This window comes from Pedobacter gandavensis, assembly GCF_032678745.1.
GTDB lineage: Bacteria > Bacteroidota > Bacteroidia > Sphingobacteriales > Sphingobacteriaceae > Pedobacter > Pedobacter gandavensis_C.
Genome location: NZ_JAVTST010000007.1, coordinates 97,798 through 110,829 on the forward strand (window position 1 = coordinate 97,798; position 13,032 = coordinate 110,829).

Here is a 13,032-nt window from a genome sequence, read left to right on the forward strand (position 1 = left end):
ATATTTTTACTCTTTTAAATTACCAGATTTTAACACGTTTCTCTGGCGCCAGATATAAAGAATCTTTTGGCGTAACCTTAAATGCTGTGTACCAGTCTGCGATATTTCTCACCACTCCATTTACTCTGAACTGAGCAGGAGAATGTGGATCTGTACCTATCTGATTTCTCAGCGATTCATCATTTGATTTGTTCAACCATACTTGGCCCCATCCGATAAACACCCTTTGCTCTCCACTGAAACCATCCATTACTGGCGCTGGTTTACCATTTAAACTGGCTTTATAAGCTCGCAATGCAATGCTTAAACCACCAAGGTCGCCGATATTCTCTCCTAAAGTAAATGCACCATTTACATTTAAATCCGGGAATACTTTAAATGCACTGTATTGTGCAATCAGTGCCTGAGTTCTTTTTTTGAATTCCTCATTGTCTTTTGGAGTCCACCAGTTGCGCATCACACCATCACCGTCAAATGTACTACCCTGATCGTCGAAACCATGCCCTACCTCATGACCAATCACGGCACCAATACCGCCATAATTTACGGCATCTTCTGCGTTCATATCAAAGAATGGAGGTTGTAGGATTGCTGCAGGAAACACAATTTCATTCAGCGTTGGGTTGTAATAAGCGTTTACCGTTTGAGGAGTCATACCCCATTCTGAACGATCCACCGGCTTGCCTAATTTATTCAGGTTGCGGTTGTATTCAAATTCAGCAGCACGTTTCTCATTACCATAAAGGTCATGTTTAACCACTTTTAAAGAAGAATAATCTCTCCATTTATCAGGATATCCGATTTTTGGAGTGAATTTACTGATTTTCACCAAAGCTTGCTTTTTAGTCTCTGGACTCATCCAATCCAGTTCTTTAATACTGGCTTCATACGATTTTAGCAAGTTATCCACTAGTTTCAGCATACGTTCTTTTGCCGCAGGTGGGAAATGTTTTTCAACATATAATTTGCCCACCATTTCGCCCAGACTATTGTTCACAACATCTACCGCTCTGCGCCATCTTGGTTTCTGCTCTTTTACACCATATAGTGTTTTAGCATAGAAATTAAAATTTTCTTCGTCAATTGCAGTGGTCAATGCTGAACCTGCTCCTGTTAAAGCACTCCATTTCAAATACGTTTTCCAGGTATCCATAGGAGTACTTTTGAAAATCGCATTTAAGTCTTTGGTATAAGCAACTTGCGTAATCACCAAGCTATCCTGGTTTTTAACACCCGCTTCTATTAATAAAGTTGTCCAATCGAAATCAGGAGTCAATTTCCCCAAATCTTTAATTGCGTATTTATTGTAAAGGCCAGCCATGTTTCTGGTTTCCTCCTTTTTCATGTGCTTAGAGGCCAATAAGCTCTCCAAACCCATAATTTGAGCCGCTTTTGCTTTTCCATCCGCAACACCTGCAAGCGTTAACATCTTTTCAATGTGCGCAACGTATTTGGTACGAATTTCTTTTGATTTGGCATCCTGAAGCAGGTAATATTCTCTCTCTGGTAAACCTAGACCACCTTGCCAGGTGTATAACATGTATTTTTTAGGATCTTTAAAATCTTCAATGATACCTACGCTGAAAGGAATATAATTTCCAATTTTGTTCGCATAAGCAAAGTAAGCAGCGAGGTCTTTGTTGGAAGCAATACCATCGATTTTTTGAAATTCTGACTGTATTGGCGCTAAACCAATGGAGTCACGAACTTTCATGTTCATATAGGCATCATAAAAATCACCTATCTTTTGCTGATCAGATCCTTCCGAAGATTTTTCTTTAGCTGCATTTTCAATGATTGCCTTCACATCTTCCTGCGCTTTATCGTTCACGATTGCACCGGCACCATAAGAAGATTTATCCGCAGGAATCTTGGTGTTTTTAATCCAGGTTCCATTCACGTACTCCATGAAATCATTTCCTGGAGCAACGGTAGTATCCATGTTTTTAAGGAATATTCCTGAGTGCAACTCCGGGTTTTTATCGGAGTTACTACAAGCAGACAATAGCAGCATAGATCCTGCAACCACCTGGATTCCAATCGATTTTTTGATATTTATCATAAAAAAATAATATAGGTATATATCAAATTTAACAAAAGATATGGAATCGGTGGTTAGCCCGATAAAATTAGCGCACTGCGATAAAGATATCGACTTCCGCTGCTTCCGGATTTTGAGCTTTCTCGCCATAAACTTCGAAATCAGTTGTATAAGTACGGGATGCTCCTGATTTCCAGATATCTAACCAGGCATTATAAACTAACCCTTCGTTCATATTTCCCTTTAGCGCATACTTTTCATAAGGCCCAGCCTCAATAGCTACTCCGCGCATTCCTTCAGGAATCTGGTCAAGATTTTGAACAGTAAATCCAATCACAGTGGTGTAAGGTTGCGTATAGTCTCCTTCGTAATCTGTATAAATGCAATATACCTCATCGCCAAGTTTATGATCAAGCTTTGCTGCGATATTTTCAGTACTGAACCTTGCCCATAATTCCGGGATATCAATGATTGCCTTACCTGGGTCATTACTGGTTCTTACCGAGATGCCCACTACAAAAAAGGGAGCTAGAGTTACGTTTTCCATTTTATAATTTTCTAATGATTTATACTGCAAATTTAAAGGGGCTGGTGACAGCCTTATGTCAGTGCCAATTATTTTTTCTAAACTAATTGCAAAATATCAGAAAAATCCTTTCAATGATCCTACCTCTCCCAAGTTTTGGATATGGCTTTCTAACGTGTTTCTTCGCCCTGATATGATCTCTCCTTTAAATTTACGTTAAATATTTAATCCTTAATGCTCTCTTAACATGAAGCCCATAACTTCATAGTAAATCAAAACCACAGGACGATGATCAGCACAAAGATTCTTTATAAAGCAGTATTAAAAAAAGATCAGGTAGATGACAGTCATACTTTCCAGCCATTGCCATCCCCAACAGGAAGTTATCCTTACCGCTTAAATCTGGAGCCAAAATCCGGCAATTCTAGACCACAAGCGATGGTTTTCCACATGGTGGGTGATACCGGCGGATTTAAACAACCTGATTTACAAAAACAAATCGCCAGTCAGATGGCACTGCAGTATTTACAAGCCGCCTGTCCGGAAGAACGCCCTTCGTTTTTATATCATTTAGGAGACCTTGTTTATCATTATGGCGAAGCCGGTCAATATGAAGATCAGTTTCTGAAACCCTATGAAAGTTACCCTGGCCCTATTTATGCAATTGCCGGAAACCATGATACGGATGTTAATCCCAATTCTACGGAACACTATGAGCCTCTAGAAGCTTTCTATACCGCATTTTGTAATACCTGCCCTGCAACTTTGCATTTTGGATCAGGAATCAAAAGAAAAAGTCAGGTGCAACCCAATGTATATTGGACCATGGAAAGTCCGCTGGCCACTATTATTGGTCTTCATACCAATGTGCCCAAATTTGGTTGCATTAAAAAAGAACAACAGGACTGGTTTATCAAAGAATTGAAACATGCCGCAAAGCACAGTTCAGAAAAAGCAATCATTGTATGTATGCACCATGCGCCATATTCGGCAGATGTAAATCATGGTTCCAGCATGCCCATGGCAGAATTCCTGGAAGCTTCATTTGCTGCTGCGGGCGTAAAACCAGACTTGATTTTCAGTGGCCACGTACACAATTACCAACGTTTCACCAAACACTACCCGGACGGCAAAACCCTTCCTTTTATTGTTGCAGGAGCAGGTGGTTTCGATGAACTCCATACCTTGGCAGATCCTGAAGAACCAGGCTACCATACGGAAAACGAATTATTCGACCAGGTGGTGTTGGAAAACTATTGCGACAACAGGCATGGCTTCCTTAAAATTGCCATTGAAAAAACACCTTTTAATTTTACTATCAAAGGAGCATATTATACCATTTCTGGGGCAAACCATGAAAATAACGATCAGGAAGCCCGATTATTTGATGAATTTAGTGTTGATCTGACTGGCAGGTAGCTTGTAATTGTCGGTTCCCCCTTCTGTTTTCTTGTTTATTTTTTATAACATTGAGCAGGATATTCATGGAGAAACAAAGATTGGAGCAACTGGAAGACAAGGAACTACTCCTGAACTTGAAAGAGGGAGATGAGCTTGCATTTGTAAAAATCTACAACTTGTACCGCAATAAGGTCTACAACTACGCTTATCAGCTCAGCAAATCCTCAGATACTGCGGAAGAGATTGTACAAGAAGTATTCATCAGACTCTGGCAAAAACGGGAACAAATCAATACGGATTTCTCTTTTCAAGGGTACATTAAGAAAATTACGTTAAATCATGTGTTGAATCACCTGAAAAAGGTTGCCCGGGAAAAGGCTTTACAAGAAGAAGTATTCCAGCACATTTCGGTTAACAGCAGCCGGGCCGAAGATCAATTGCTCGAAAAAGAACTGCGAAAGGTTTATGAGGAGGCGATCGCACAGCTTCCTGCGCAAAAAAAACTAATTTATCAGCTGGTGCGTTCCGAAGAACTTAGCCATGAAGAGATCGCTATAAAACTAAGTATCTCTAAGAATACGGTAAAAAACCATATGGTGGAAGCCAGCAAATTTGTCCGGGAATATGTCCGCAAAAATGGTGGGGTCATCTGTTTTATCCTGGCTTCTTCAAATTATTTTCATTCCAACTAGTCCTACCTGCGCTTACAGTTGTATAGTAAGTAGTCATGGAAGAAAAACAAGAATTAGCCCATCTTTATCAACTGTATTTGAACAACCGCTGTACGACGGAAGAGTTGAATCGTTTCTTTATACTTATCAATAAAGGAAAAGAGGAGGAAAACCTCGTTCAACTGTTATCGGCCACTTGGGATCAAACCCCAATGTCGCCTGAGACGGGTCTGTTACCTTACTTTCTTCCACAAGTACAGCAACAGCAAACCGCTGCTCACGCAAACTCACATACTGCTGTTCCAAATATCGAGCTTCTGGAAGTACCTCTTCAGAAATCATATCCGATGTTCAGATACATTTCAGCAATTGCGGCCATGCTCCTGATTTTCTGTGGCATTTACTTTTATCGGACCGAATTATGGAGCGCTATTGAAACCAGGCCAAATCTGGAAATCGCAAGCGTTAGCAACAGTCGCAGGCAATTTCAACTTTCTGACGGGACTAAAATATGGCTGAGTCCACATAGTAAATTAACTTATCCCGCTACCTTTAAAGGAAATCAGCGTTTGGTGAACCTGGATGGGGAAGCCTTCTTTGAGGTTGCCCATGATGCCAGCCATCCTTTTATCATCAAAACAGGAAAGGTAAGCACACGAGTTTTAGGCACAAGTTTCAGTTTATCCGCATATCCAAGTGAGGAGGATGTTAATGTCACCCTACTCAGTGGAAAAGTTGCGGTATCATTTGATGCTGCTGGAAAAACTACTGAAGCGATGATCACGGCCAATCAACGCGTCTCCGTCAACAAAAACAAACAAACCATCAGCACGATCAATTTCCCCGATGCCAAAGATTTCCTGGATAGACGTTTAGGCCTTTTTGATTATAAGGGAACTCCGCTATCGGAAGTAATTGAAGATTTAGAAATGCAATATCAGGTGAAGATCAAGCTCTCTCCCGAACTGCAAAAACACCGTTTTTATGGTCATTTGAATATGAATAGCCCATTGGCACAAAACCTGCAAAAACTATGTACGGTCATGGAAACCAACTGGAAAGAAGATGGAGGGCAGTATGTAATTACAAAATAAATGTCCGGTTTCTATTGAAAGAATGCCGGACAAGTACCTAATCAATTTAAAAATGCCCGAGCCTTGAGAACTTAAGGGCAGATAAAATCAATATTTAATATAAAGTTATGAAAAAATACGGACCTAAAAGGTTCCTGGCAGTAATTGCCTTAATGTTGCTATTTATACTTCTGATGCAGCTAAATACGCATGCGCAGACCCCTTTAGACAAACGGTTAACCATCAACCTTAAAGAAGAATCCCTGAAAAGGGCATTGGATAAAATCAGTAAACTGAGTCAGGTAAAATTCACTTATAATGAGCAGGTAGCGAATAGCGCCGTAAAAGTTACTGTCGATGCTAAAAACAAAACCATAAATGAGGTGTTGAATATGGCGCTTTCCGGTCATCCCTTCAAATTCAAAGCACTTGATCAGGAAATTCATGTGCAATATGATGCCACTAAAGTAAAAAAGCTGCTGGCCGACCCGGCGGCAAATCCGGCAAAGAGCGCAGACAGGTACAGTTTAAGTGGTACGATCTCTTCCTCTAAAACAGGAGAAACACTAATCGCAGCAACCCTAAGAGTGGTTGGTACTAAATTAGCGACCATTAGTAACGAGTATGGTTTTTACACCATTAACCTTCCAAAAGGTCCGCAACAGATAGAAGTTTCCGCGATTGGATTCCGCAGCCTGATCAAGTCTGTAGACCTAAACAGCCCAACCCGCTTGAACCTCGCTTTGGAAGAAGATGCAAATGAACTGGAAACAGTTAACATTACCTCCACTACGGCGAGAAGGAATATCGAAAACCCGCAGATGGGTATGGAACGCGTTAATCTGAAGGAAACAAAGAACATTCCAATGGTACTTGGCGAACGTGACGTGATCAAAACTTTACAACTGCTGCCAGGTGTAAAATCATCGGGAGAAGGTTCTGGTGGCTTTTTCGTACGTGGAGGAAGTGCAGATCAAAATATGATCTTGTTAGATGAAGCACCGGTATATGGTGCTTCCCACCTTCTTGGCTTCTTTTCTACTTTCAACTCAGATGCCATCAAAAACGTAACGCTTTATAAAAGCGGAATGCCTGCACAATATGGTGGAGGTCTTTCTTCTGTGATGGATGTAAAGATGAACGATGGAAATCTTCAGAAATTCGGCGTTAGTGGTGGTGTAGGCATGATTGCCGCCCGCTTAAATGTAGAAGGGCCGATACAAAAAGAAAAGTCATCCTTCCTGATTTCTGCCCGCCGAACCTATCTTGATGCCTTCCTAAAGTTATCTAGTGATTCGGCGATTAAGAACAGTAGCCTGTATTTTTACGATGTAAATGCCAAAGCCAATTATATTCTAGGCGAGAAAGACCGACTTTTTATCTCCGGGTATTTTGGTAGAGATGTCTTATCAGCAGATAAACTAGCTGGAATCAACTGGGGGAATGCCACCGCTACCCTCCGCTGGAATCACCTGTTTAGCGATAAGTTATTCTCCAATACTTCTCTGATTTTCAGCAATTACAATTATAAAATTACCTCTAATGAGGAGGAAAGCTCGCTCTCTTTATTCTCTCAGATCAGAGATTGGAATTTTAAAGAAGACCTGCAATGGTATATCAACGATAAAAACACGCTTAGCTTTGGACTAAACTCCATTTTCCATACCATCAAGCCAGGAGAAGTAAGGGCAGAAGGCAATTCAGGCATGGTTTCCCAGGATCTGGAAAACCGATTCTCTCTGGATAATGCCATTTATGCGAGCAATACCTGGAAAGTATCTGAAGGTTTAAGCCTAACCTATGGACTCCGTTTATCGGCCTTTAGTATCCTTGGAAAAGGGACCTATTATCAATTAAATGATGCAGGACAGGTAATTGGTGAAACCAATTATAAGAGAGGAGAGGTGGTGAAAACCTATGTCAACCTGGAACCAAGAATTGCAGCATCCGTACAGCTTTCTGAGTCGGCGGCAATTAAGGCTTCTTATGTCCGTAATGCGCAGAATTTGCACCTGATCTCTAATTCCAACTCCGCTTCTCCGATCGACCGCTGGACGGCTAGCACCAATATTATTAAACCAGAACTCAGCGATCAGGTATCCCTTGGCTATTACAAGAACTTAGCAGGAGATCGTTATGAACTCACCATAGAAACTTATTACAAAGACTTGAAAAACCAAATCGACTATCGCAATGGCGCGGATATTTATACGAATAAGCCGATAGAAACGCAATTGCTTTATGGCAAAGGACGAGCCTACGGAATAGAATGGCTACTGAAAAAGAAAACAGGTAAGTTCACAGGTTGGTTGGCCTACACACTTTCCAAATCAGAAAGACAGGTAGATGGCATCAACAATAATCAATGGTACAATACCCGTCAGGACCGTACACACGACATTTCAATTGTGGCCCTGTATGAACTCAATAAAAAATGGTCTTTATCAGCGAACTGGGTGTTTGCAACCGGTAATGCGGTCACTTTTCCTAATGGGAAGTATACCTTACTTGGTGAAAGCTATTTTTATTACTCACAGAGAAATGCTGATCGTATGCCAGCCTACCACCGTCTGGATCTTGGCGCTACACATATCCTGAAAAAGAGAAAGAACTTCTCTTCAGAACTGAGCTTTAGCTTGTACAATGCTTACGGTCGATCAAATGCGTATAGAATCGGCTTCCGAGAAAATGAAAATGAACCAAATGTAACAGAAGCGGTCATGACCAGCCTGTTTAGGTTTGTCCCTTCCATCTCTTATGATTTCAAATTTTAAAATCCTTACAAGAACAATCCACATGAAAAATATAACCTACTTATTGTTATTAATTCCCCTATTATTTGGCTCCTGCGAAAAGGTGATCGATTTAAAGTACAAGGATAATGAAGTGAAATATGTAATTGAGGGGACCCTAACTAATGAACCCGGCAGCTGTACCGTCCTACTTAGTAAAACCAGAAACTTTAAAGACAGTAATCCATTTAGTGGCTTAAGTGGTGGAGTTGTCAAAATTGAAAACAACGGTAGTGTTTACGCGCTTCCTGAAACTAGTCCTGGGGTATATAAACTCCCTACTTTGGTTGGTGTTCCAGGTCAAACTTATCACCTGACTGTTGCCGTTGAAGGAGAAATTTTCAGTGCTTCCAGCACCATGCCACAGCCTGTCCCATTTGAAGATTTTTATATGAAGCCGAAAGATTTTGATACCCTGAGGACCATCACCTATGTGAAATATAAAGACCCTGCAAATCAGACAAACTTTTATTGGTTTGAGCTGTTTGTCAATGGTAAAAGGCAAAGAAACTTCAGCCTGATGAACGACCAATTCACTCCAGGTCAGGAAGTAAACACGCCTATAATTTTTGAGAATAAAACCGATGATTTGTCAAGGAACTTTAAAAAAGGCGATAAATTGGGTTTGGAAATGCACAGTATTGACGCTTCTGTTTACCTTTACTTATTCAGTCTATCTGGTGCGGAAGGTTCCGATAACGGAGCTGCGCCGGCCAATCCTCTGAGTAATTTAACAGGTGGCGCTCTTGGCTTTTTTAGTGCGCAAACCACAGAAAAAAGAACATTAGTGATCCCGTAAAATGAATGAGTTATTAGACAAAAACCTGAGCATTGTTACTCTCTTTGGATTTGTTGTAATCCTTACCTTAATAGAAATGTACTTTAGTTACGCCCATGATAGAAAAATGTATCATGGGCGTGATACTTTAACGAATGTTTACCTAATGGTTGCTGCTTTTGTAGTAAACCTGACCATGAAAACAGCTACCTTCTTCATTCTCGACTACTGTTACGGACATTATCGTCTTTTTGAAATCTCTAATGTCTGGGTATATTGGATCGTATTGATCCTGGCACAAGACCTTTTGTATTGGTTGCTGCATACCACCGGACACTATGTGCGTCTATTCTGGGCCATGCATGTGACCCACCATTCTTCAGAGTTTTTCAACCTGACCACCGGTTTTAGGTCTACAGTATTTGAGCCTTTATATCGCGTATTTTTCTATTTACCATTGGCTTTTATGGGCTTCAATGCCTTTGACATTCTTTTTGCCTATCTGATTACCCAGATTTATGGAAATCTCGTACACACACAAACCATAGGAAAATTACACCCATGGATTGAATATATCTTTGTGACCCCCTCTCACCACCGGGTTCACCATGCCAGTAATGTCCGTTACCTGGATAAAAACATGGGAATGGTACTGATTTTATGGGATCGATGGTTCGGTACTTTTCAGGAAGAAATCCCCGAAGAAGAAATTCATTATGGATTAACCTCACAACCTGAAGACCATGGTGCAGTAAACATCATCTTTCATGAGCTGTTTGCCCTATCAAATGATGTTAAAAAGGCGCCCGGATGGAAAAACAAACTGAAGTATTTGTTTAATCCACCAGGATGGAGCCATGATGGAACGAGTAAAACTTCAAAAACACTTCAGAAAGAGCTTATGGATCAACCCTGAGCCTTTCTGATGAAAATCAGGTATTTCAATGATTTTCATCACCAGCTTTATGGCGATTTGTCAGGAGATTTAGCACACAAAATCCTTATCTTTTTGTTAGGTAAAGAATTGATTCTAAATTTCTCTTAAAGCTGATTAAACCCTATGAACACCCCCAACTACAGTACCGCAGAACAAGCCCTACAGATCATTAAATCAGGTGACCGCGTATTTATTCACGGCAGCGCAGCCACACCGGTTCACCTGATTAAAACCTTACAGAAAAGACATTCCGAACTTAAAAATGTCGAGATTACAAGTATTACAACGCTTGGGGACGTTGATTTTAACCAATCTCCTTATAGAGAAAGTTTTTTCTTCAATTCCTTATTTGTGTCCGCAAATACCCGAGCGGTAGCAAACAGTATGAATGGTGATTATATTCCGATCTTCCTGAGTCAGATCCCTAAACTATTTAAAGAAAGATTTTTGCCTATTGATGTAGCCTTAATCCAGGTATCGGAACCAGATACTCATGGTTATTGTTCCTTGGGAACCTCCGTAGATATCGCCAGAGCAGCAGTAGATACGGCAAAACACATCATCGCACAGGTAAATCCAAGAATGCCAAGAACACATGGTGATGGTTTTATTCATATCCGCGAGATAGATGCACTCGTTCATTTTGAGCAGGAATTACCAGAAGTAGATTATTCTGCAAAAACCAGTGAAGCGACCATCACTATTGGTGCCCACATTGCATCTTTAGTGGAAGATGGAGCAACCTTGCAACTCGGTATTGGCGGTATTCCTGATCAGGTATTGAAAAACTTAACCGGGCATAAAAACCTGGGATTACATACGGAAATGCTTTCCGATGGGGTAATTCCATTAATACAAAGTGGAGTAATCAACAATAGCCTTAAGAAAATAAACCGCGGGAAGTCTATCACTTCTTTTATGATTGGCACCCGAAAATTATATGATTTTGTGAATGATAACCCCATTATTCGTGTCATGGACATTTCCTATGCAAATGATACTTCCATCATTCGAAAAAACCCTAAAGTAACCGCCATAAACTCTGCTATTGAGCTGGATTTAACCGGACAGATCTGTGCTGACTCAATGGGAACTTATCAGTATTCAGGGATTGGCGGACAAATGGATTTCATCCATGGTGCTTCACTTTCTGAAGGCGGAAAGCCAATTATCGCCCTACCTTCAGTTACTTCAAAAGGAATCTCCAGAATCGTTCCTTTCTTAAAGCAAGGTGCTGGTGTAGTTACCACAAGAGGCCATGTTCATTGGATTGTTACCGAATATGGAAAAGTAAACCTATTTGGAATGAGCTTAAAACAAAGGGCAAAAGCATTGATCAGCCTTGCACACCCCATGCATAGAGAGGAATTGGACCGCGCTTTCCACGACCGGTTTAATCACTAAATCAGCAATTCAAATTCTTCTAAAAAACACATAACATTAGCTGTTTTTTTAGAAGAATTTGAACTATTATCGTTTTAATGGCTTATCCAAAGCGCAAATTAATAGAGGTTACCAGTAACAAATCTGAGCCTCTTTTTCTCAGAAAAGGACATCATTTAGTGTCTCATCCTTATTAAATATACTTTTAGCGAATGGACATAATGGAAGGATTTTTACTTTCCGAGCCCTGGCATAATCAACAGCGGCTAAAACCAAAACCTTTCCTAAACCCTGTCCGGAATAATCCGGTTTCACCTCTGTATGCTCTATGACAATTTTTGCCGGGCCAGCCCAGGCATAATTCATCATTGCAGCTATCTTATCCTCATCTACAGCTTTAAAATAGCCACCTTTATTTTCATTGAGATGTTCAATTTTCATAAGAATAAATTTGTAGGTACACGGTATGAATAACCTTTTAATTCTTTATGCTCCGACCCTGTTCCGGCAAGGGTACAAAATCAGTTTCGCCAGGTACTCGTTCAAAAGACTGCTCCAGCCATTTATTTTTAGCCTGCTCGAGAATATCTTTAGAGGTGGCAACAAAATTCCAATAGATAAAACGTTCTTCAGGAAAAGCCATCCCACCAAAAATGTAGACTGTGGTATTTTCCTGCATCACAAATTCACATAATTTACTATCCTTAGCCACCAACAATTGTTTCGGCTCGTAAGTATGACCTTCACTTTCAATCGCGCCTTCTAAAATATATAAGCCGCTTTCACCGAATAAATCGGCTCCAATTTTAACCGTTTTACGCTCCTTTGACTTCAGTTCTAAGAAATAAAGCGGAGAATAAACAGGCACAGGAGATTCCTTTCCAAAGGCAGTACCGGCAATAAGTTTATAAGAAATATCATCGCTTTCCCAGGTAGGAATATCACTTGCTTCCAAATGGAAAAACTCCGGTTTCATGGTTTCCAATTCTTTCGGCAAAGCCACCCAAATCTGCAAACCATGAAGCATTTTATCAGAATCACGCAAATAAGCAGGCGTTCGCTCAGAATGCACAATTCCTTTCCCTGCGGTCATCCAGTTGACTTGTCCGGGTTGGATTTCAACTTCATTACCCAGACTGTCTTTGTGCATAATGCTCCCTTCAAAAAGGTAAGTAAGGGTAGAAAGACCGATGTGTGGGTGCGGAGGAACATCAAGATTTTCATGGTCACTCAAACAAATAGGCCCCATATGATCGATAAAAGCAAATGGACCTACCATTCTTTTTTCTCGAAATGGCAATAGTCTGCCGACCATAAAATTGCCAATATTACTTGCTCGTTCTTCAATAATCAGTTTAATATTCGACATAAGGAATTATCTTTTATTCTAAGTTACCATTAAAAGAGGGCCAAATAAAGAATTAATTAGA

General features: G+C 40.4%; 11 protein-coding genes. 7 read left to right on the plus strand and 4 right to left on the minus strand.

From position 1 onward, the window contains the following. Positions 1-19: 19 nt before the first annotated feature. Both R2S10_RS19815 and R2S10_RS19820 read right to left on the minus strand, forming a co-directional pair. Entirely contained in the window at positions 20-2,062 is a 2,043-nt protein-coding gene (locus tag R2S10_RS19815; protein ID WP_316842151.1) for a M13 family metallopeptidase, read from the minus strand. A 67-nt stretch (positions 2,063-2,129) separates the two neighbouring features. After that, positions 2,130-2,588: a GyrI-like domain-containing protein gene (locus R2S10_RS19820; RefSeq protein WP_316842152.1), complete on the minus strand. Its 459-nt coding sequence runs from the start codon at positions 2,586-2,588 to the stop codon at positions 2,130-2,132. Between the two features lie 267 nt (positions 2,589-2,855). Here R2S10_RS19820 and R2S10_RS19825 point away from each other — a divergent pair, with 267 nt between their 5' ends. From R2S10_RS19825 to R2S10_RS19855, 7 genes are all read left to right on the plus strand, one after another. Next, the gene (locus tag R2S10_RS19825) at positions 2,856-3,986 is read left to right on the plus strand and encodes a metallophosphoesterase family protein (RefSeq protein WP_316842153.1); all 1,131 of its coding nucleotides are present in this window, start codon (positions 2,856-2,858) and stop codon (positions 3,984-3,986) included. Between the two features lie 65 nt (positions 3,987-4,051). Then, positions 4,052-4,660, plus strand: coding sequence for an RNA polymerase sigma-70 factor (locus R2S10_RS19830; RefSeq protein WP_316842154.1), 609 nt, complete (start codon positions 4,052-4,054; stop codon positions 4,658-4,660). A 35-nt stretch (positions 4,661-4,695) separates the two neighbouring features. Further along, entirely contained in the window at positions 4,696-5,733 is a 1,038-nt protein-coding gene (locus R2S10_RS19835) for a FecR family protein (protein WP_316842155.1), read from the plus strand. A 107-nt stretch (positions 5,734-5,840) separates the two neighbouring features. Beyond that, complete coding sequence (locus R2S10_RS19840; protein WP_316842156.1) at positions 5,841-8,486, plus strand: TonB-dependent receptor; 2,646 nt, start codon at positions 5,841-5,843, stop codon at positions 8,484-8,486. Positions 8,487-8,508: 22 nt separating this feature from the next. Continuing rightward, positions 8,509-9,303: a DUF4249 domain-containing protein gene (locus tag R2S10_RS19845; RefSeq protein ID WP_316842157.1), complete on the plus strand. Its 795-nt coding sequence runs from the start codon at positions 8,509-8,511 to the stop codon at positions 9,301-9,303. 1 nt (position 9,304) lies between these two features. Further along, complete coding sequence (locus R2S10_RS19850; RefSeq protein ID WP_316842158.1) at positions 9,305-10,198, plus strand: sterol desaturase family protein; 894 nt, start codon at positions 9,305-9,307, stop codon at positions 10,196-10,198. 144 nt (positions 10,199-10,342) lie between these two features. Next, positions 10,343-11,623 (plus strand): acetyl-CoA hydrolase/transferase family protein, encoded by a 1,281-nt coding sequence (locus R2S10_RS19855; protein WP_316842159.1) that lies wholly within the window; start codon positions 10,343-10,345, stop codon positions 11,621-11,623. A gap of 138 nt (positions 11,624-11,761) precedes the next feature. Here the strand turns inward: R2S10_RS19855 and R2S10_RS19860 are convergent, their stop codons facing one another. Next, entirely contained in the window at positions 11,762-12,043 is a 282-nt protein-coding gene (locus R2S10_RS19860) for a GNAT family N-acetyltransferase (protein WP_316842160.1), read from the minus strand. Between the two features lie 37 nt (positions 12,044-12,080). Beyond that, on the minus strand, positions 12,081-12,971 hold the full coding sequence (locus R2S10_RS19865; RefSeq protein ID WP_316842161.1) for a pirin family protein: 891 nt from the start codon (positions 12,969-12,971) through the stop codon (positions 12,081-12,083). Between the last annotated feature and the right edge of the window lie 61 nt (positions 12,972-13,032).